Source organism: Pseudomonas sp. MYb2 (assembly GCF_002979955.1).
Taxonomy (GTDB): Bacteria; Pseudomonadota; Gammaproteobacteria; order Pseudomonadales; family Pseudomonadaceae; genus Aquipseudomonas.
On record NZ_PCQC01000004.1, the window covers coordinates 285,071 to 304,942 of the forward strand.

Annotated in this window: 17 protein-coding genes; 9 read left to right on the forward strand and 8 right to left on the reverse strand. The window is 59.1% G+C overall.

Going from position 1 to position 19,872, the window contains the following annotated elements; all coding sequences use genetic code 11:
- Positions 1-95 precede the first annotated feature (95 nt).
- Positions 96-446 (reverse strand): glutaredoxin family protein, encoded by a 351-nt coding sequence (locus CQ009_RS08680; protein ID WP_034154584.1) that lies wholly within the window; start codon positions 444-446, stop codon positions 96-98.
- Complete coding sequence (gene yejK / locus CQ009_RS08685; protein WP_007909053.1) at positions 446-1,450, reverse strand: nucleoid-associated protein YejK; 1,005 nt, start codon at positions 1,448-1,450, stop codon at positions 446-448. Before yejK ends, CQ009_RS08680 begins: the two co-directional genes overlap by 1 nt.
- A 520-nt stretch (positions 1,451-1,970) precedes the next feature.
- On the opposite strand from yejK, the gene CQ009_RS08690 reads away from it, so the two are divergent.
- Entirely contained in the window at positions 1,971-2,252 is a 282-nt protein-coding gene (locus tag CQ009_RS08690; RefSeq protein ID WP_003221909.1) for an HU family DNA-binding protein, read from the forward strand.
- Between the two features lie 197 nt (positions 2,253-2,449).
- On the opposite strand, the gene rlmF is transcribed toward CQ009_RS08690, so the two are convergent.
- The 5 genes from rlmF to CQ009_RS08725 form a co-directional block, all read right to left on the reverse strand.
- On the reverse strand, positions 2,450-3,469 hold the full coding sequence (gene rlmF, locus CQ009_RS08695; protein ID WP_105705622.1) for a 23S rRNA (adenine(1618)-N(6))-methyltransferase RlmF: 1,020 nt from the start codon (positions 3,467-3,469) through the stop codon (positions 2,450-2,452).
- A gap of 233 nt (positions 3,470-3,702) precedes the next feature.
- Positions 3,703-6,549, reverse strand: coding sequence for a valine--tRNA ligase (locus tag CQ009_RS08705; RefSeq protein ID WP_105705626.1), 2,847 nt, complete (start codon positions 6,547-6,549; stop codon positions 3,703-3,705).
- 193 nt (positions 6,550-6,742) lie between these two features.
- Entirely contained in the window at positions 6,743-7,138 is a 396-nt protein-coding gene (locus tag CQ009_RS08715) for a hypothetical protein (protein WP_064393281.1), read from the reverse strand.
- Positions 7,139-7,146: 8 nt separating this feature from the next.
- Positions 7,147-7,575, reverse strand: coding sequence for a DNA polymerase III subunit chi (locus CQ009_RS08720; protein WP_064393280.1), 429 nt, complete (start codon positions 7,573-7,575; stop codon positions 7,147-7,149).
- Positions 7,576-7,635: 60 nt separating this feature from the next.
- On the reverse strand, positions 7,636-9,126 hold the full coding sequence (locus tag CQ009_RS08725) for a leucyl aminopeptidase (RefSeq protein WP_064393279.1): 1,491 nt from the start codon (positions 9,124-9,126) through the stop codon (positions 7,636-7,638).
- Between the two features lie 576 nt (positions 9,127-9,702).
- Here CQ009_RS08725 and lptF point away from each other — a divergent pair.
- The 8 genes from lptF to pdxJ all read left to right on the forward strand — a co-directional run bounded on the left by lptF (position 9,703) and on the right by pdxJ (position 18,067).
- Entirely contained in the window at positions 9,703-10,824 is a 1,122-nt protein-coding gene (gene lptF / locus CQ009_RS08730; protein ID WP_064393278.1) for an LPS export ABC transporter permease LptF, read from the forward strand.
- A complete protein-coding gene (gene lptG / locus CQ009_RS08735) occupies positions 10,817-11,878 on the forward strand; it encodes an LPS export ABC transporter permease LptG (protein ID WP_064393277.1) in 1,062 nt (353 codons plus the stop codon). The genes lptF and lptG overlap by 8 nt, the downstream gene beginning before the upstream one ends.
- Before the next feature lie 172 nt (positions 11,879-12,050).
- On the forward strand, positions 12,051-13,850 hold the full coding sequence (gene lepA / locus CQ009_RS08740; RefSeq protein ID WP_038357686.1) for a translation elongation factor 4: 1,800 nt from the start codon (positions 12,051-12,053) through the stop codon (positions 13,848-13,850).
- Between the two features lie 5 nt (positions 13,851-13,855).
- Positions 13,856-14,710 (forward strand): signal peptidase I, encoded by an 855-nt coding sequence (gene lepB, locus CQ009_RS08745; protein WP_064393276.1) that lies wholly within the window; start codon positions 13,856-13,858, stop codon positions 14,708-14,710.
- Positions 14,711-14,892: 182 nt separating this feature from the next.
- Positions 14,893-15,582 (forward strand): ribonuclease III, encoded by a 690-nt coding sequence (gene rnc, locus CQ009_RS08750; RefSeq protein WP_016986099.1) that lies wholly within the window; start codon positions 14,893-14,895, stop codon positions 15,580-15,582.
- Complete coding sequence (era, locus tag CQ009_RS08755; protein ID WP_007909024.1) at positions 15,575-16,477, forward strand: GTPase Era; 903 nt, start codon at positions 15,575-15,577, stop codon at positions 16,475-16,477. The genes rnc and era overlap by 8 nt, the downstream gene beginning before the upstream one ends.
- Positions 16,478-16,591: 114 nt before the next feature.
- Positions 16,592-17,281 carry a DNA repair protein RecO gene (gene recO / locus CQ009_RS08760; protein WP_064393275.1) on the forward strand — a complete coding sequence of 230 codons (690 nt, stop codon included), beginning with the start codon at positions 16,592-16,594 and terminating at the stop codon, positions 17,279-17,281.
- A 39-nt stretch (positions 17,282-17,320) separates the two neighbouring features.
- Positions 17,321-18,067: a pyridoxine 5'-phosphate synthase gene (gene pdxJ, locus CQ009_RS08765; protein WP_047292711.1), complete on the forward strand. Its 747-nt coding sequence runs from the start codon at positions 17,321-17,323 to the stop codon at positions 18,065-18,067.
- 83 nt (positions 18,068-18,150) lie between these two features.
- Here pdxJ and mltF read toward each other — a convergent pair whose 3' ends face one another.
- Positions 18,151-19,611, reverse strand: coding sequence for a membrane-bound lytic murein transglycosylase MltF (gene mltF, locus CQ009_RS08770; protein ID WP_082355505.1), 1,461 nt, complete (start codon positions 19,609-19,611; stop codon positions 18,151-18,153).
- Positions 19,612-19,872 lie beyond the last annotated feature (261 nt).

The window sequence follows — 19,872 nt, forward strand, 5'->3', positions numbered from 1 at the left end:
CTTTGTAGGAGTGAGCCTGCTCGCGATAGCGGTGTGTCAATCGGCGGATTTATCGACTGACACACCGCTATCGCGAGCAGGCTCACTCCTACAGGTTATTTCAGGGCGGCGAGGATTTCGTCCGGGTCGAATCCGCGAATCAACGTGCCGTTGACATCAATCAACGGAATCCCGCGTCCACCCAATGCCTCATACGCCTTGCGCGCCTCGGCATCCTTCTCGATATCGAACTCCTTGAAGGGAATTCCCTTGCTGTCGAGAAAGCGTTTGGTCTGCTTGCAGTAGCCGCACCAGTCGGTGGCGTAGAGCACGACATTGGCTTGCGCGCGCGTTTGCTCTGCAACCATTTGCGAAGGGTTGAACACCCGCTCGATCTTGCCCCAGTTCTGATAAACCACGACCACCAGCAGAACCAGCGCAACCTTCTTCAGCACATTGCCGAGCATCAGTTACGGCGCTTCAGCTGATCGGTGAGCGAGGTCGGCAGGCCCTTGATCACCAAGGTGCCGGCTTCTTCGTCGTACTCGATCTTCGAGCCCAGCAGGTGCGCTTCAAAACTGATCGACAGGCCCTCGGCACGGCCAGTGAAGCGGCGGAATTGATTCAAGGTGCGTTTGTCCGCCGGAATCTCTGGCGACAGGCCGTAATCCTTGTTGCGGATGTGATCGTAGAAGGCTTTCGGGCGCTCTTCGTCGATCAGCTCGGAGAGTTCTTCCAGGCCCATTGGTTCGCCGAGTTTGGCCTGGCTGCTGGCGTAATCGACCAGGGTCTTGGTCTTCTCGCGGGCGGATTCTTCCGGCAAGTCCTCGCTCTCGACGAAGTCGCTGAAGGCCTTGAGCAGCGTGCGCGTCTCGCCCGGGCCGTCGACGCCTTCCTGGCAACCGATGAAGTCACGGAAGTATTCCGAAACCTTCTTGCCGTTCTTGCCCTTGATGAACGAGATGTACTGCTTGGACTGCTTGTTGTTCTGCCACTCGGAGACGTTGATGCGCGCCGCCAAGTGCAACTGACCGAGGTCGAGGTGGCGCGACGGGGTCACGTCCAGCTCATCGGTCACCGCCACGCCTTCGCTGTGGTGCAGCAGGGCGATCGCCAGGTAATCGGTCATGCCTTGCTGATAGTGGGCGAACAGCACGTGGCCGCCGACCGACAGGTTCGATTCTTCCATCAGCTTTTGCAAATGCTCGACCGCGACTTTGCTGAACGCGGTGAAGTCCTTGCCGCCTTCCATGTATTCCTTCAGCCAGCCACTGAACGGGAACGCACCGGATTCCGGATGGAACAGACCCCAGGCTTTGCCCTGTTTGGCGTTATAGCTCTCGTTGAGGTCGGCGAGCATGTTCTCGATGGCTGCAGACTCGGCCAGTTCCGTGTCACGGGCGTGCAGAACTGCGGGCGTGCCGTCGGGTTTTTTGTCGATCAGGTGGACGATGCAATGACGGATCGGCATGGGCTTCTCGGCTGTTGGAAGGGAGGAGGGCAGGCTCCCCCGAAAAAGCGCTAAGTGTACCCGAATCTCCGGTCGAGACTCTCTGTAGGAGCCGCCGAAGGCTGCGATCTTTTGATCTTGTTTTTTTCAAAAGCCAAATCAAAAGATCGCAGCCTTCGGCAGCTCCTGCATAACCGGGAAACTGTGTCGACGGCAGTATAAACGGGGGGTTGTAGGGCAAAACCGGGTCGTGCTGCCGGGCTTATGCAGTTTTTTACCGATTTAGAGCAATAAAGCTGACCAAATGGGTAGCTAGAGGCGGATATTTCCCCGTCTCTGTGCTAGTTTTGCCCGGTCTTACGCGAAGTCACTGCGTTAAGCGTGCAATCAGCATTTGTCAGGTCGAACCAAACCCTGATTTCGGCATCTATAACCCGACTCGTCGTGGTTATCGCCGAGGGTGCCAGATCCAGAAGATCGGGCTCGATGGCTGACACTGCACTCTGCAATCCATATGAATTTGATAGGGAAGGAACACTACATGGCTCTTACTAAAGACCAACTGATCGCCGACATCGCTGAAGCTATCGACGCGCCGAAAACCACCGCGCGTAACGCTCTGGACCAACTGGGCCAAATCGTTGCCGATCAGCTGGAAAACGGCGGCGAAATCACCTTGCCAGGTATCGGCAAGCTGAAAGTGACCGAGCGTCCTGCCCGCACTGGCCGTAACCCTTCGACTGGCGCTGCCATCGAAATCCCTGCGAAGAAAGTGATCAAGCTGGTTGTGGCCAAAGGCCTGACCGACGCTGTGAACAAGTAAGACGCAGCAATAAAAAACCGTGCTCCGGAGTGATCCGGGCACGGTTTTTTTGTGTCTGCGATTTGGCGAGGCGTTACGCCGCCTGTAGGAGCTGTGGAGTGAAACGAGGCTGCGATCTTTTGATCTGGCTCTTCAGGGTCAAGATCAAAAAAGATCGCAGCGTGCCGCAGCTCCTACAGGGGGCAACGACGCAGGTGTCAGCGCGTCCAGCGCTCGCGGCGCCAGATCTGCTGCTCGGACTTGGTCTGGAACGTCCACGCCACGAAGCGGCTCTGCTTCTGCCCCTGCGACATCTCTACGACCTGGCTTTCCAGTACGCCAGCCTTCTTCAGCGCAGTTTCAATGGCGGGCAGGTTCGAGGCTTTCGAGACCAGCGTGCTGAACCACAACACTTTGTGCTGGAAGTTCGCGCTTTCGGCGATCAGTTGCGTTACGAAACGCGCTTCCCCGCCTTCACACCACAACTCCGCCGACTGCCCGCCGAAGTTCAGCACCGGCAGTTTACGTTTCGGATCAGCCTTGCCCAGTGCGCGCCATTTGCGCTCGCTGCCCTTGGTCGCTTCGTCCATCGAAGCGTGGAACGGCGGGTTGCACATGGTCAGGTCAAAGCGCTCGCCAGGTTCCAGCAGACCGATCAGGATGTGCTTGCGGTTTTCCTGCTGGCGCAGCTGGATCACCTTGTTCAGGTCGTTGGACTGAACGATGGCTCGGGCGGCAGCCACGGCCGTCGGATCAATTTCCGAACCGAGGAAGTGCCAGCGGTATTCGCTGTTACCGATCAGCGGATACACGCAGTTGGCGCCCATGCCGATGTCCAGCACGTTGACGATGGCGCCGCGCGGGACCTTGCCGTCGTTCATGCTCGCCAGCAAATCCGCGAGGAAGTGCACGTAATCGGCACGGCCCGGCACAGGCGGGCAGAGGTAATCCGCCGGGATGTCCCAATGCTGGATACCATAAAACGACTTGAGCAGCGCCCGATTGAACACGCGCACCGCATCGGGGCTGGCGAAGTCGATGCTTTCCTTGCCGTACGGGTTGGTGATCACAAACTTCGCCAGTTCCGGCGTGGTCTTGATCAGCGCCGGGAAGTCATAACGACCCTGATGGCGATTGCGCGGGTGCAGGCTGGCCTTTTCGCGCGGTGCAACGGCTTTGGCCGGGGTCGCGGAGTCAGGCTTCTTGCGCGCAGGTTTGGGTGTGCGGGGGGCGTTCATGGGCGTGGTCGATTCGGGTATGGCTGAAAGTGGCGGGTATTGTCCCACATCTAAAGGCAACACCGACCAATTGTAGGAGTGAGCCTGCTCGCGATTGCGGTGGATTAGCCAGAATATTTGTCGACTGGCACTCCGTCATCGCGAGCAGGCGAAGGCCTACAAGGGATTCGTGTTTATTGCAGGAATAAAAAAGGGAGGCCACCCGGGCCTCCCTTTTTCATTGCGATTTGCCCTTACAGGCTGGCAATCCGCGCATGCTGCTCGGCCAGTTTGCCCAGGGCCTGTTCAGCCTCGGCCAGTTTGGCGCGTTCTTTCTCGATGACTTCAGGCGGGGCCTTGTCAACGAAACCGGCGTTGGACAGTTTGCCGCCAACGCGCTGGACTTCACCCTGCAGACGCAGGATTTCCTTGTCCAGACGCGCGAGCTCAGCGCCCTTGTCGATCAGACCGGCCATCGGCACCAGCACTTCCATCTCGCCAACCAGCGCGGTCGCGGACAGCGGCGCTTCTTCACCAGCCTGCAGAACAGTGATCGATTCCAGACGCGCCAGTTTCTTCAGCAGCGCTTCGTTTTCGGTCAGGCGGCGCTGGTCTTCAGCGCTGACGTTCTTCAGGTAGATCGGCAGAGGTTTGCCCGGGCCGATGTTCATTTCGCCACGGATGTTACGCGTGCCGAGCATCAGTTCCTTGAGCCACTCGATGTCATTTTCGGCGGCCGGATCGATGCGTTCTTCGTTGGCCACTGGCCACGCTTGCAGCATGATCGTCTTGCCCTGAATGCCGGCCAACGGCGCGATGCGCTGCCAGATTTCTTCAGTGATGAACGGCATGAACGGATGCGCCAGGCGCAGCGCCACTTCCAGTACCCGCACCAGCGTACGGCGAGTGCCGCGCTGACGCTCAACCGGGGCGTTCTCGTCCCACAGCACTGGCTTGGACAATTCCAGGTACCAGTCGCAGTACTGGTTCCAGATGAACTCGTACAGCGCTTGCGCGGCAAGGTCGAAACGGAACTGATCCAACTGACGGGTCACTTCGGCTTCGGTGCGTTGCAGCTGCGAAATGATCCAGCGATCCGCCAGCGACAGCTCGTAGGCTTCGCCGTTCTGGCCGCAGTCTTCGCCCTTGTCCAGAACGTAACGTGCGGCGTTCCAGATCTTGTTGCAGAAGTTGCGATAGCCTTCAACGCGGCCCATGTCGAACTTGATGTCGCGACCGGTCGAAGCCAGCGAGCAGAAGGTGAAGCGCAGGGCGTCGGTGCCATAGCTGGCGATACCGTCGGCAAATTCGTCGCGGGTCTGCTTCTCGATTTTCTTCGCCAGTTTCGGCTGCATCAGGCCTGAGGTGCGTTTCTGCACCAGTTCTTCCAGCTCGATACCGTCGATGATGTCCAGCGGGTCAAGGACGTTGCCCTTGGACTTGGACATTTTCTGGCCTTGGCCATCACGCACCAGACCGTGTACATAAACGGTCTTGAACGGCACCTGCGGGGTGCCGTCCTCGTTCTTGATCAGGTGCATGGTCAGCATGATCATCCGGGCAACCCAGAAGAAAATGATGTCGAAGCCCGTCACCAGCACGTCGGTGGAGTGGAATTTCTTCAGGAATTCGGTCTGCTCAGGCCAGCCCAGCGTGGAGAAGGTCCACAGGCCGGAACTGAACCAGGTGTCGAGTACGTCGTTGTCTTGCTGCAGCGCCACGTCCGGGCCGAGGTTGTGCTTGGCACGCACTTCGGCTTCGTCGCGACCGACGTAGACTTTGCCCGACTCGTCGTACCAGGCCGGAATCCGGTGGCCCCACCACAGCTGACGGCTGATGCACCAGTCCTGGATGTCGCGCATCCACGAGAAGTACATGTTTTCGTACTGCTTGGGCACGAACTGGATACGACCGTCTTCAACGGCGGCAATCGCGGGCTCGGCCAAAGGCTTGGTCGATACGTACCACTGGTCGGTCAGCCACGGCTCGATGATGGTGCCGGAGCGATCGCCTTTCGGCACTTTCAGGCCGTGGTCGTTGACGCTGACCAGCAGGCCGGCGGCGTCGAACGCAGCGACGATCTGCTTACGCGCTTCAAAACGCTCAAGGCCGGCGTATTCAGCCGGAATCGCGCCATCGATGCTGTCGTTCAGCGTGCCGTCGAGGTTGAACACCTGGGCTGCCGGCAGCACGTTGGCGTTCTTGTCGAAGATGTTCAGCAGCGGCAGGTTGTGGCGCTTGCCGACTTCGTAGTCGTTGAAATCGTGGGCCGGGGTGATTTTCACGCAGCCGGTGCCGAATTCAGGATCGCAGTAGTCGTCGGCAATGATCGGGATGCGGCGGCCAACCAGTGGCAGCTCGACAAACTTGCCGATCAGGGCCTGGTAGCGCTCGTCGTTCGGGTTAACCGCGACGGCGGAGTCGCCGAGCATGGTTTCCGGACGGGTAGTCGCGACGATCAGGAAGTCGTTGCCTTCAGCGGTTTTCACGCCGTCGGCCAGCGGGTACTTCAGGTTCCACAGGAAGCCTTTTTCGTCGTGGTTTTCCACTTCGAGGTCGGAAATCGCCGTGTGCAGTTTGGTGTCCCAGTTGACCAGACGCTTGCCGCGATAGATCAGACCGTCTTCGTGCAGGCGCACGAACGCTTCTTTGACCGCTTCCGAGAGGCCGTCGTCCATGGTGAAGCGCTCGCGGCTCCAGTCAACGGACGAGCCGAGGCGGCGGATCTGACGGCTGATGTTGCCGCCGGACTGATCCTTCCACTCCCAGACTTTCTCGAGGAATTTTTCGCGGCCCAGATCGTGGCGATTCTGGCCCTGGGCTTCGAGTTGACGCTCCACCAGCATCTGCGTGGCGATACCGGCGTGGTCGGTACCCGGCTGCCACAGGGTATTGCGACCCTGCATGCGGCGGAAACGGATCAGCGCGTCCATGATCGCGTTGTTGAACCCGTGACCCATGTGCAGGCTACCGGTGACGTTCGGCGGCGGAATCATGATGGTGTAGGAGTCGCCCGCGCCTTGCGGGGCGAAGTAGTTCTCGGACTCCCAGGTGTTGTACCAGGAAGTTTCAATGGCGTGCGGCTGGTAGGTCTTATCCATGCGCGGCGGGACCCTATTGGCATTAATTCAGGAAAAGCCGACGAGTATAGCGGGGCATGGGGCCGAGGGCGAGCGGGGCGGGCCCGGAGGGGATTTAAATGTAGGAGCTGCCGAAGGCTGCGATCTTTTGATCTTGTTTTAAGAAACAAAGGTCAAAAGATCGCAGCCTTCGGCAGCTCCTACACGGGGTGCGTTATTCGTACTGGCTGAGCAGCCGTTCCATCCGAGCATCGAGGCGGCGTTTGATTTCGGTCTCGATGTGCGGGGCGAAGTCGTCGATCACGTCTTGCATGATCAATTGCGCGGCGGCACGCAGTTCGCTGTCGAGATGAAGCAAGGCGTCCGGGCCTTTATCCACCGGCGCGGCAGGTTGTGCGGCAGCTGTTGGCGCTGGCGCAGGTGCTGATTCGACGGCCGGCGGCTCGCTGCCGACAGAATCGAACAACATCGGAATCTGTTCCTGCTCACCGTCGTCGACCGTATCGGTCAGCAGTGGCGGTTGCAGGTTGTCATCGCCGAGCAACTGGCGGATCGATTCGAGATCGTCCAGCAGATGTGCGGATTTTTGCTGCGGTTTCGGAGTGTCCATTGGAATGCTCAGAGTCGCTGTAAACGGTGATCTTGCAGAGGATAGCCCTGTTCGCGGTAGAAACGGAAACTGTCCCGCGCCGCGGCACGAATCGTCGGGTCTTCGACCACCACTTCCGCCACACGGGCGAATTTATTGGCGAATGCCGGGACTTTCAGGTCGAGATTGACCAGCAAATCCTGATGTTGGCCGCAGTCATCACCCACGCCCAGAACGATCAGGCCATCGGGTTCGCTGTCAGCCGGGCCATGGGGAACGAAGGTTTCACCCTTGAATGCCCACAATCGCGCATCGAGATCGTCACGCTGGGCTGCGTCGCTGCAGTGCAGGTAGATGCGGTGACCCATGCGCCAGGCTTTTTCGGTGAGCTTGCAGGCAAAATCCAGACGAGCCGAAGGATCGGCGCTGGGCAGGATATAGAAGTCGACTTTGGTCATTGCGGTTCCTGAGTTGCCAGCGGCGCTACAGGAGAGTAACGCCGCCGCAAGTCATCGGTTTCAGGCTTTGGCGCGATCCAGCAGGTACTGGGTCAGCAGAGGCACCGGACGGCCGGTTGCGCCCTTGTCCTTGCCACCGCTGGTCCATGCGGTGCCCGCGATGTCCAGGTGCGCCCAGTTGAGGTTCTTGGTGAAGCGCGACAGGAAGCACGCGGCAGTGATGGTGCCGGCTTTCGGCCCGCCAATGTTGGCGATGTCGGCGAACGGGCTGTCCAGTTGCTCCTGGTATTCGTCGAACAGCGGCAATTGCCAGGCGCGGTCGTCAGCGGCTTTGCCGGCGCTCAGCAGTTGGTCGATCAGTTCGTCGTTGTTGCCCAGCAGGCCCGAGGTGTGCGCTCCCAGTGCAACGACGCAAGCGCCGGTCAGGGTGGCGATGTCGATCACTGCTTGTGGCTTGAAGCGCTCGGAGTAGGTCAGCGCATCGCACAGCACCAGACGGCCTTCGGCGTCGGTGTTGAGGATTTCCACGGTCTGGCCGCTCATGGTGGTGACGATGTCACCCGGACGGGTCGCATTGCCGCTCGGCATGTTTTCCGCGCAGGCGAGGATGCATACCAGGTTGATCGGCAGTTTCAGCTCAAGCACCGCACGCAGGGTGCCGAACACGGAGGCCGCGCCGCCCATGTCGTACTTCATTTCGTCCATGCCGGCGCCCGGCTTCAGGCTGATGCCGCCGGTGTCGAAGGTGATGCCTTTACCGACGAGGGCGTACGGCTTCTCGGATTTCTTGCCACCGTTGTATTGCATGACGATCAGGCGCGGCGGCTGCTCGCTGCCTTGGCCGACGGCGTAGAACGAGCCCATGCCCAGCGCTTTGATCTTCTTCTCGTCGAGGACTTCGACTTTCAGATCCTTGAACTCTTTGCCGAGGTTCTTCGCTTGTTCGCCAAGGAACGTCGGATGGCAAATGTTCGGCGGCAGGTTGCCCAGATCGCGGGTGAAGGCCATGCCGTTGGCAATCGCGGTGGCGTGATTCACCGCGCGCTGCACTTCAGCCTGAGCAGCCTTGATGGTCAGCAGGGTGATTTTTTTCAGGGCGCGAGGTTCGGCTTTCTGGCTCTTGAACTGGTCGAAGGTGTATTCGCCATCCACCAGGGTTTCCGCCAGCAGACGGGTTTTGCCGTAGCTGTCGCGGTTCTTGACAATGATTTCATCCAGCGCCAGCACGGCGTCGCTGCCGCCCAGACCCTTCAAGGTGTTGAGGATGCCGGCTACGATTTTGCGGAAAGGACGGTCGCCCAGTTCTTCTTCCTTGCCCACGCCGACCAGCAGCACGCGCTCGGCTTTGAGGTTCGGCAGGCTGTGCAGCAGCAGGCTTTGACCGACCTTGCCGGCCAGATCGCCACGCTTGAGGACGGCGCTGATCGCGCCGCCGCTGAGTTCGTCGACTTGTTTGGCGGCGACGCCGAGTTTGCGGCCTTCGCCGACAGCAACCACCAGGGTGGCGGTTTTCAACGTTTCTGGGCTAACGCTTTTTACAACCAGTTCCATGTCCGGATCCCTGAATGAATGGTCAACACGCAGGCGTTCGACGGTGTCCGCAGTCGCCTGCTTATAGATAGAAGAGGCGCAGGCCAAAGCCTGCGACAAGGGCCGCAGTTTGAACCTCGCTCCCTGCGCCTGACAACCCTAGGGGGCGTTCTCAATTAGTTTTCACACCGCGTTGTCGTCTTAAAGCCAGCCAGGCAAGGCGCAGGCCGCTGGGAATGGTTGTTCCCTTTCCAAGGCCTGCAACGCAGACTGGCCGGCTTTAAGGCACAACCCGAAGGGCCGGGCCTGCTGTTGTGCAGGGCTGCGTTGCTCGAAGCTTATTTGGAATGACCAAACCACGCTTCTCGCGCCTTGCCCTGCACAACAGCAGACCCGGCGCGGTGTGAAAACTAATTGAGAACGCCCCCTAGGTTGTGCGATCTGCAAAGGATTACAGACATGGATGAGTGTGCGCAGTGACAGGCGACCTCAATCACAGGATAATGCCGCATCTTTTTCCGACGGCTCTGCGTTGCGGGCCGGTCGATGTGTTTGCTTGTTTGGCCGCCTTAGCCTGACAACCCTGGAGTGTCTGGTTTGATCGTCTTCCGTTATCTGTCCCGCGAAGTCCTGTTGACCCTCAGCGCCGTGAGTGCCGTGCTGCTGGTCATCATCATGAGCGGTCGCTTCATCAAATATCTGGCTCAGGCCGCTGCCGGCCAGCTCGATCCGGGCTCGCTGTTCCTGATCATGGGCTTTCGTCTGCCGGGTTTCCTGCAGCTGATCCTGCCGCTGGGCCTGTTTCTCGGCATCCTGCTGGCTTACGGTCGCCTGTATCTCGAAAGCGAAATGACCGTGCTGTCGGCCACCGGCATGAGCCAGCAGAAGCTGTTTCGCATGACCCTGTTCCCGGCGACCCTGGTGGCGCTGGTGGTAGCATGGCTGAGCCTGGGCCTGGCTCCGCAAGGTGCCAACCAGTTTCAGTTGCTGCTGAACAAGCAGGATGCGCTGACTGAATTCGACACCCTTGAGCCGGGGCGCTTTCAAGCCCTGCGTGACGGTACTCGGGTGACCTACACCGAAACCCTGAGCGACGATCGCGTCAATCTGGGCAGTGTGTTCATTTCGCAGAAGAACCTCGGTGCCGATCAAAAGGATCGCGGAATCTCCGTACTGGTGGCTGAAAGCGGTCGCCAGGAAGTCCGCCCCGACGGCAATCGCTATCTGATCCTCGACAACGGCTACCGCTACGATGGCAGTCCGGGTCAGGCCGATTACCGCGCGATCCACTACGAAACCTACGGCGTGCTGCTACCCAAGCCGGACGTCAGCGAAGAAGTCACCGACCGTGACGCCATGCCGACCTCGTCTCTGCTGGGCAGCGATGACATCCGCTCCAAAACCGAACTGCAATGGCGCTTGTCCCTGCCGCTGCTGGTATTTATCGTGACCCTGATGGCGGTGCCGCTGTCGCGCGTGAATCCGCGTCAAGGGCGTTTCCTCAAGCTGCTGCCGGCGATTCTTCTTTATATGGCTTACCTGACCATCCTGATTGCCGCGCGCGGCGCCCTTGAAAAAGGCAAGATCCCGCCGGCCCTCGGCTTGTGGTGGGTGCATGCGATCTTCCTGATCATCGGCCTCGGCCTGCTCTATTGGGAGCCTTTGCGCCTGAAGATGGCCAGCCGTCGCAGCGCTGCGCTGGAGGTGGCCCGTGGTTAAACTCGACCGCTACATCGGCAGCAGCGTGTTCATGGCGATCATCGCCGTGCTGGCAATCATCCTCGGTCTGGCGACCCTGTTTGCCTTCATCGATGAGATGGGTGACGTCAGCGACACCTACACCCTCGTTGATGTTCTGAGCTTCGTGTTGCTGACCGCGCCACGCCGTCTCTACGAAATGTTGCCAATGGCGGCTTTGATCGGTTGCCTGATCGGCCTTGGCAGTCTGGCCAGCAGCAGCGAGCTGACGGTCATGCGCGCCGCTGGGGTATCCATCGGCCGTATCGTCTGGGCCGTGATGAAGCCGATGCTGGTGCTCATGCTGGCCGGCGTGCTGATCGGCGAATACGTTGCTCCGGCGACCGAGAGCATGGCCCAGGCCAATCGTTCGTTGGCGCAGGGCAGCGGCGACGCGCAAAGTGCCAAGCACGGTATGTGGCACCGTCAGGGTGAAGAATTCATCCACATCAACGCCGTGCAACCAAACGGCCTGCTGTATGGCGTGACCCGCTATCACTTCGACAAAGAGCGCCATCTGCTCAGTTCGAGCTTCGCCAAGAAGGCCGAATTCGACGGCAATCACTGGCAGCTCACCGATGTGGCGACCACCAGATTCAATGAGCGCAGCACGGAAGTCGTGAATACGCCGACCGAGCGCTGGGACGTGTCCCTGAGCCCGCAATTGCTCAGCACCGTGGTCATGGCTCCGGAATCGCTGTCGATCAGCGGTCTGTGGGGCTACATCCACTATCTGTCCGAGCAAGGTCTGAGCAATGGCCGCTACTGGCTGGCTTTTTGGGTCAAGGTGTTGCAGCCGTTGGTGACTGCTGCGCTGGTGCTGATGGCGATCTCCTTCATCTTCGGCCCGTTGCGTTCGGTGACCCTCGGTCAGCGAGTGTTCACCGGTGTGCTGGTGGGTTTCACCTTCCGTATCGTCCAGGATTTGCTCGGCCCGTCGAGCCTGGTGTTTGGTTTCTCGCCGCTGTTCGCGGTGCTGGTACCGGCCGGGGTTTGTGCGCTGGCGGGTGTCTGGCTGCTGCGAAGAGCCGGTTGATCGGCGCATTTTTGCCAATGTTTCAGCTTTGAGAACGCCTCGATCGACAGATCGGGGCGTTTTTGCATGCAATCCGGGTGACAGGCGAACGTGACGCTTGCGCCGTGTATCAGGTACAATTCCCGGCTATTTTTCGGCGGGCTATGCCTGCAGCCTTTTTGAGTGTTGATCCGTGAGTGATTTGAGTCATATCCGCAATTTCTCCATCATCGCCCACATTGACCATGGCAAGTCGACGCTGGCCGATCGCTTCATCCAGATGTGCGGCGGCCTGGCCGAGCGTGAAATGGAAGCCCAGGTACTGGATTCCATGGATCTGGAGCGTGAACGCGGGATCACCATCAAGGCCCACAGCGTCACCCTTTATTACACGGCCAAAGACGGCATCAAGTACCAGCTGAACTTCATTGACACCCCGGGCCACGTCGACTTCACCTACGAAGTCAGCCGTTCCCTGGCCGCGTGTGAAGGTGCGTTGCTGGTGGTCGATGCCGGTCAAGGTGTTGAAGCCCAGTCCGTGGCCAACTGCTACACCGCGATCGAGCAGGGCCTCGAGGTCATGCCGGTACTGAACAAGATCGACCTGCCGCAGGCCGATCCTGATCGCGTCAAGGACGAGATCGAGAAGATCATCGGCATCGACGCCACCGACGCCGTCACTTGCAGCGCCAAAACCGGCCTGGGTGTCGACGAAGTGCTCGAGCGTCTGGTGCACACCATTCCTGCGCCGACCGGCAACATCGAAGATCCGCTGCAAGCGTTGATCATCGACTCCTGGTTCGACAACTACCTGGGCGTTGTCTCCCTGGTGCGCGTGCGTCATGGCCGCGTGAAGAAGGGCGACAAGATCCTCGTCAAGTCCACCGGCAAGATCCATCTGGTCGACAGCGTTGGTGTGTTCAACCCGAAACACACTGCCACGTCTGACCTGAAGGCCGGCGAAGTGGGCTTCATCATCGCCAGCATCAAGGACATTCACGGTGCACCGGTCGGTGACACCCTGACCCTGAGCTCGACCCCGGACGTTGAAGTGCTGCCCGGCTTCAAACGCATCCAGCCACAGGTTTACGCCGGTCTGTTCCCGGTCAGCTCCGACGACTTCGAAGATTTCCGCGAAGCACTGCAGAAGCTGACCCTCAACGACTCGTCGCTGCAGTACACCCCGGAAAGCTCCGACGCACTGGGCTTCGGCTTCCGTTGCGGCTTCCTTGGCATGCTGCACATGGAGATCATTCAGGAGCGTCTCGAGCGCGAATACGACCTGGACCTGATCACCACCGCGCCAACCGTAATCTTCGAGCTGGTACTGAAAACCGGTGAAACGATTTACGTCGACAACCCATCCAAGCTTCCGGATGTCTCGTCGATCGAAGACATGCGCGAGCCGATCGTGCGCGCCAATATTCTGGTGCCGCAGGAACACCTGGGCAACGTCATCACCCTGTGCATCGAGAAGCGCGGCGTTCAAGTCGACATGCTGTTCCTCGGCAATCAGGTGCAAGTCACTTACGACCTGCCGATGAACGAAGTGGTCCTGGACTTCTTCGACCGTCTCAAATCCACCAGCCGCGGCTATGCTTCGCTGGATTACCATTTCGATCGTTACCAATCGGCTAATCTGGTGAAACTGGACGTGCTGATCAACGGCGACAAGGTCGATGCCCTCGCATTGATCGTGCACCGTGACAACTCGCACTACAAAGGTCGCCAGTTGACCGAGAAGATGAAAGAACTGATTCCGCGTCAGATGTTCGATGTGGCGATTCAGGCCGCCATTGGTGGTCAGATCGTCGCCCGGACAACCGTCAAGGCACTCAGAAAGAACGTATTGGCCAAATGCTACGGTGGTGACGTCAGCCGTAAGAAGAAACTGCTCGAGAAGCAAAAGGCCGGTAAGAAACGCATGAAGCAGGTCGGCAACGTGGAAATTCCACAAGAAGCCTTCCTTGCCGTGCTCAGGTTGGATAGTTAGGTCCTATGTCACTAAATTTCCCGCTGTTGCTGGTCATCGCCGTGTTCGTCTGCGGCCTGTTGGCGTTGCTTGATCTGTTGATCCTGGCACCGCGTCGGCGTGCTGCCATTGCCTCTTATCAAGGCAGCGTCAGCCAGCCTGATGGGGTGGTCGTTGAAAAGCTGAACAAAGAGCCGCTGCTGGTTGAATACGGCAAGTCGTTCTTTCCGGTGTTGTTCATCGTGCTGGTGCTGCGTTCGTTCCTTGTGGAACCGTTCCAGATTCCGTCCGGCTCGATGAAACCGACCCTGGATGTCGGCGACTTCATTCTGGTGAACAAGTTTTCTTACGGGATCCGCCTGCCGGTGATCGACAAGAAAATCATCGAGGTCGGTGATCCGCAACGCGGCGATGTCATGGTGTTTCGCTACCCGAGCGACCCGAACGTCAACTACATCAAACGTGTAGTCGGCCTGCCGGGCGACACGGTGCGCTACACCGCCGACAAGCGTCTGTTCGTCAATGGCGAGTCGATTGCCGAGCAAATGATCGGCTCCGAGCCGGGCACGCTGGGCAGCGCCGAGCTGTACAAAGAGAAACTGGGCGCCGCCGAGCATCTGATCCGCAAGGAAATGAGCCGCTACCGCACCCCTCCGGATCACACATGGACCGTGCCGGCCGGGCACTACTTCATGATGGGCGACAACCGCGACAACTCGAACGACAGTCGCTACTGGGATGATCCGAACATTCCCAAGGATCTGCTGGGCATGGTTCCCGACCAGAATATCGTCGGCAAGGCCTTCGCGGTCTGGATGAGCTGGCCGGAGCCGAAACTCAGTCACCTGCCGAATTTCTCGCGGGTTGGCCTGATCAAGTAATCACACACGGCGCTGTTGACCACAGCGCCGACTGCATTTCTGGAGCCACCACAATCGGCTCCGGGGCATGAAGCCACGATATTCAGGATGTAATTTTTGAACACAGCGTTAATTGTCCCAGGCCTGCGCCGTATCCCGGCGATGGCGGTGGAATCCAGCCACGAACTCAGCGTGGGTAAACCGTGAGCGTTTCTTTAAGCCGTCTCGAGCGTCAGCTCGGATACACCTTCAAGGATCAGGAGCTGATGCTGCTGGCCCTCACGCACCGCAGCTTTGCCGGGCGCAACAACGAACGCCTGGAATTCCTCGGTGATGCCATCCTCAACTTCGTTGCCGGCGAGGCGTTGTTCGATCGCTTCCCGCTGGCCCGCGAAGGCCAGTTGTCGCGTTTGCGCGCACGTCTGGTGAAAGGTGAGACGCTGGCAGTCCTGGCGCGCGGTTTCGACCTTGGCGATTACCTGCGCTTGGGTTCCGGTGAATTGAAGAGTGGTGGTTTCCGTCGCGAATCGATTCTGGCCGATGCCCTCGAAGCCTTGATCGGTGCAATCTATCTGGACGCCGGCATGGACATGGCTCGCGAGCGCGTTCTGGCCTGGTTGGCTGGCGAGTTCGAAGGCCTGACGCTGGTCGATACCAACAAGGATCCGAAAACCCGTCTGCAGGAACACCTGCAATCGCGCGGGTGCGATCTGCCACGCTACGAAGTGGTGGATATCCAGGGCGAGCCGCACTGCCGAACCTTCTTCGTCGAGTGCGAAGTTGTCTTACTGAATGAAAAAAGCCGAGGTCAGGGTGTGAGCCGTCGTATTGCCGAACAGGTAGCGGCCGCTGCAGCACTGATTGCCCTGGGCGTGGAGAATGGCAATGACTGATACAAATGCAACTCGCTGTGGCTATGTTGCCATCGTCGGCCGTCCCAACGTCGGTAAGTCGACGCTGCTGAACCACATCCTCGGCCAGAAGCTCGCGATCACTTCGCGCAAGCCGCAGACCACTCGCCACAACATGCTCGGGATCAAAACCGAAGGTGACGTGCAAGCGATCTACGTCGACACCCCCGGCATGCACAAGGGTGGCGAAAAGGCTCTGAATCGTTACATGAACAAAACCGCTTCGGCGGCGTTGAAAGACGTCGATGTGGTGATTTTCGTGGTTGACCGCACCAAGTGGACCGACGAAGACCAGATGGTTCTCGAGCGCGTGCAGTACGTGACCGGCCCGCTGATCGTCGCGCTGAACAAGACTGACCGTATCGAAGACAAAGCCGAGCTGATGCCGCATCTGTCCTGGTTGCAGGAACAACTGCCGAACGCGCAGATCATTCCTATTTCCGCGCAGCACGGGCACAACCTCGACGCGCTGGAAAAGGTCATTGCCGATCACCTGCCGGAAAACGATCACTTCTTCCCGGAAGACCAGATCACCGACCGCAGCAGCCGTTTCCTCGCCGCCGAACTGGTGCGTGAGAAAATCATGCGCCAGATGGGCGCCGAGCTGCCGTACCAGATCACCGTCGAAATCGAAGAGTTCAAGCAGCAGGGCAAGACCCTGCACATCCACGCCTTGATCCTCGTTGAGCGTGACGGCCAGAAGAAGATCATCATTGGCGACAAGGGCGAGCGCATCAAACGCATCGGCACCGAAGCGCGCAAGGACATGGAGCTGCTGTTCGACTCCAAGATCATGCTCAATCTGTGGGTGAAGGTGAAGGGCGGCTGGTCCGACGACGAGCGCGCGCTGCGTTCGCTGGGTTACGGCGACCTGTAAGCGATTCGAAGATCAAAAGATCGCAGCCTTCGGCAGCTCCTACATGACGTACACCTGTAGGAGCTGCCGAAGGCTGCGATCTTTTTTGCAATCCCTGATCGGGAAACAACGTTCATGTCGCAAACCCCACCTCCCGCCCAACCCGCCTACGTCCTGCACTCCCGCGCCTACCGCGAAACCAGTGCGCTCGTGGACTTCCTCACGCCGCAAGGTCGCTTGCGGGCGGTGTTGCGCAGTGCGCGGGGCAAGGCCGGGACGTTGGCGCGGCCTTTCGTGTCGCTGGAAGTGGAGTTTCGCGGCAAGGGTGAGCTAAAGAATGTCGGACGCATGGAAAGCTCCGGCACATCCGCGTGGCTCAATGGCGAGGCGCTGTTCAGCGGTCTCTACCTCAATGAGTTACTGATCCGCTTGTTGCCCGCCGAAGACCCGCATCCGGGTGTTTTCGATCACTACGCCGCGACCTTGCTGGCATTGGCTGAAGGCCGTCCGCTGGAGCCGCTGCTGCGCTCATTCGAATGGCGCCTGCTGGATGACCTCGGTTACGGCTTTTCACTGAACACTGACGTTCACGGTGAACCCGTCGCGGCGGACGGTCTCTATCGTCTGCAAGTGGACGCGGGGCTGGAGCGGGTCTTCCTGTTGCAACCGGGCCTGTTTAACGGCGTTGAATTACTGGCGATGGCCGAAGCCGACTGGACCGCCCCCGGCGCGCTGTCCGCCGCCAAGCGTCTGATGCGTCAGGCACTGGCCGTTCATTTGGGCGGTCGCCCGCTGGTAAGCCGCGAGCTGTTTCGCAAGCCCTGATATGCTGTGCGCCGAATCTCTCAATTCAGGAGCGCACCCGTGACCACCAGCAATCGCATTCTTCTTGGCGTGAACATCGACCACGTCGCCACCCTGCGTCAGGCCCGTGGCACGCGCTACCCGGACCCGGTCAAGGCGGCGCTGGATGCGGAAGAGGCGGGCGCCGATGGCATCACCGTGCATTTGCGTGAAGACCGCCGGCACATTCAGGAGCGCGATGTGCTCTTGCTTAAAGACGTGCTGCAGACCCGCATGAACTTCGAAATGGGTGTCACCGAAGAAATGATGGCGTTCGCCGAGCGCATCCGTCCGGCGCACATCTGCCTGGTGCCGGAAACCCGTCAGGAACTGACGACCGAGGGTGGTCTGGATGTAGCGGGGCAGGAAGAGCGGATCAAGGCTGCGGTTGAGCGTCTGTCGAAGATCGGCAGCGAAGTGTCGCTGTTCATCGATGCTGATGAGCGGCAGATTGCAGCGTCGAAGCGCGTTGGCGCTCCAGCCATCGAATTGCACACCGGTCGCTACGCCGATGCCGAAACCCCGACTGAAGTGGCTGAAGAATTGAAACGTGTGGCGGACGGTGTGGCGTTTGGTCTGGCCCAAGGCCTGATCGTTAACGCCGGTCACGGCTTGCACTATCACAACGTTGAAGCCGTAGCGGCGATCAAAGGCATCAACGAACTGAACATCGGCCATGCGCTGGTGGCGCATGCGCTGTTCGTGGGATTCAAGTCTGCTGTTTCCGAGATGAAGGCGCTGATTCTGGCGGCTGCTCTCAAGGGTTAAGATCAAGAGATCGCAGCCTTCGGCAGCTCCTACATTGGAATGTGTATCCCTGTAGGAGCTGCCGAAGGCTGCGATCTTTTGCTTTAAAGCGGGGCAGGTTCTTGAGCGGGTTTTGACTTGTCGATCGCAGGCACATGCAGGTTACCTTCGGCCACCTGATCGCCCTCAAGCTGCGGCTGCGTCACCCAGGTCAGAATGTCGTAATAACGACGAATGTTCGCCACAAAATGCACCGGTTCGCCGCCACGGGCGTAGCCATAACGCGTCTTGCTGTACCACTGCTTCTGCGACAGACGCGGCAGAATCTTCTTCACGTCCAGCCATTTGTCCGGGTTCAAACCTTCCTTGGCCGTCAGTTTGCGCGCGTCATCCAGGTGACCACTGCCGACGTTATAGGCTGCCAGGGCAAACCAGGTGCGATCCGGTTCCTTGATCGAATCGTCGAGCTGATCCTTCATATAAGCCAGGTACTTGGCGCCGCCCATGATGCTTTGCTTCGGATCGAGACGGTTGGACACGCCCATCGCCTGAGCGGTGTTCTGGGTCAGCATCATCAAACCGCGCACACCGGTTTTCGAGGTGACGGTCGGTTGCCACAGCGATTCCTGATAACCGATCGCCGCTAGAAGGCGCCAGTCGACTTTCTCTTTCTTCGCGTAATTCTTGAAGTGCTGTTCGTATTTCGGCAGGCGCTGCTGCAAATGTTGGGCGAAGGTGGTGGCGCCCATGTAGCCGAGGACGTCGACGTGGCCGTAATAGCGATCCTTCAGGCGTTGCAGGGTGCCGTTTTTTTGCACCTTGTCGAGGTAGGCATTGATCTCGTTGAGCAGGCTGTTGTCTTCGCCCGGGCCCACCGCCCAGCTCTGGCTGCGTGCATCGCCGAGGTCGAAAGCCACGCGGATGTTGGTGAAGTACACCTGATTCATCGCCACTTCGTTGGAATCGACCAGGGTCAGGTCAATCTGACCTTCATCGACCATGCGCAGCAGGTCAACGACTTCAACCGCATCGGACTCTTCGTACTCAATGCCAGGATATTTCTGTTTCAGCTCGGCCAGTTGTTCAGCGTGGGTGCTCCCTTTGAGCACCATGATCTTCTTGCCGACCAGATCGCCGGGATCGGTTGGCCGCGACTGGCCGTTGCGGTAGATGATCTGCGGGGTGACTTCGAGGTAGGAATGCGAGAAGCGCACCTGTTTCTTGCGCTGTTCGCTGCTGACCAGACCGGCGGCGGCCAGCACCGGGCCGTTCGGTTTGCCGATCTGATTGAACAGGTCGTCGAGGTTGTCAGCGGTCTCGATTTTCAGTTCCACACCCAAATCGTCGGCGAAGCGTTTCACCAGCTCGTATTCGAAGCCGGTTTCACCGCTGCGATCCTGAAAGTAGGTGGCGGGGCTGTTACGGGTAATCACCCGCAGCACACCATCCTCCTTTATGCGCTCGAGAGTGTTGGGTTTATCAACACAGCCACCGAGCATCAGGAAGAGTCCGGTTGCGATCAGCCATTTGGCGTACCGCGGACGCAAAGCCGTTGGGAAAAACATCTGCGCAGTATACGCAAACGGCCACGGGCGCCATATATCGACAGCACGGGGCTTGTCTGCTAGACATCACAAAACCTGACGAAACCCAGCAAAAACGGGCCTTCGGGGCATTTTGTTACAGTAAAAATAAGCCGTTGCTACAGGGTTGATTTACCTGACTTTCAAGGCAGAAACACAGATTGAGGTCCGAGTGCAACCGTGCGTAGCGTTTCGGGTGATGTTGAGGGCGGTTTAGGCTAGAATGCACGGCCTCAAAGCACA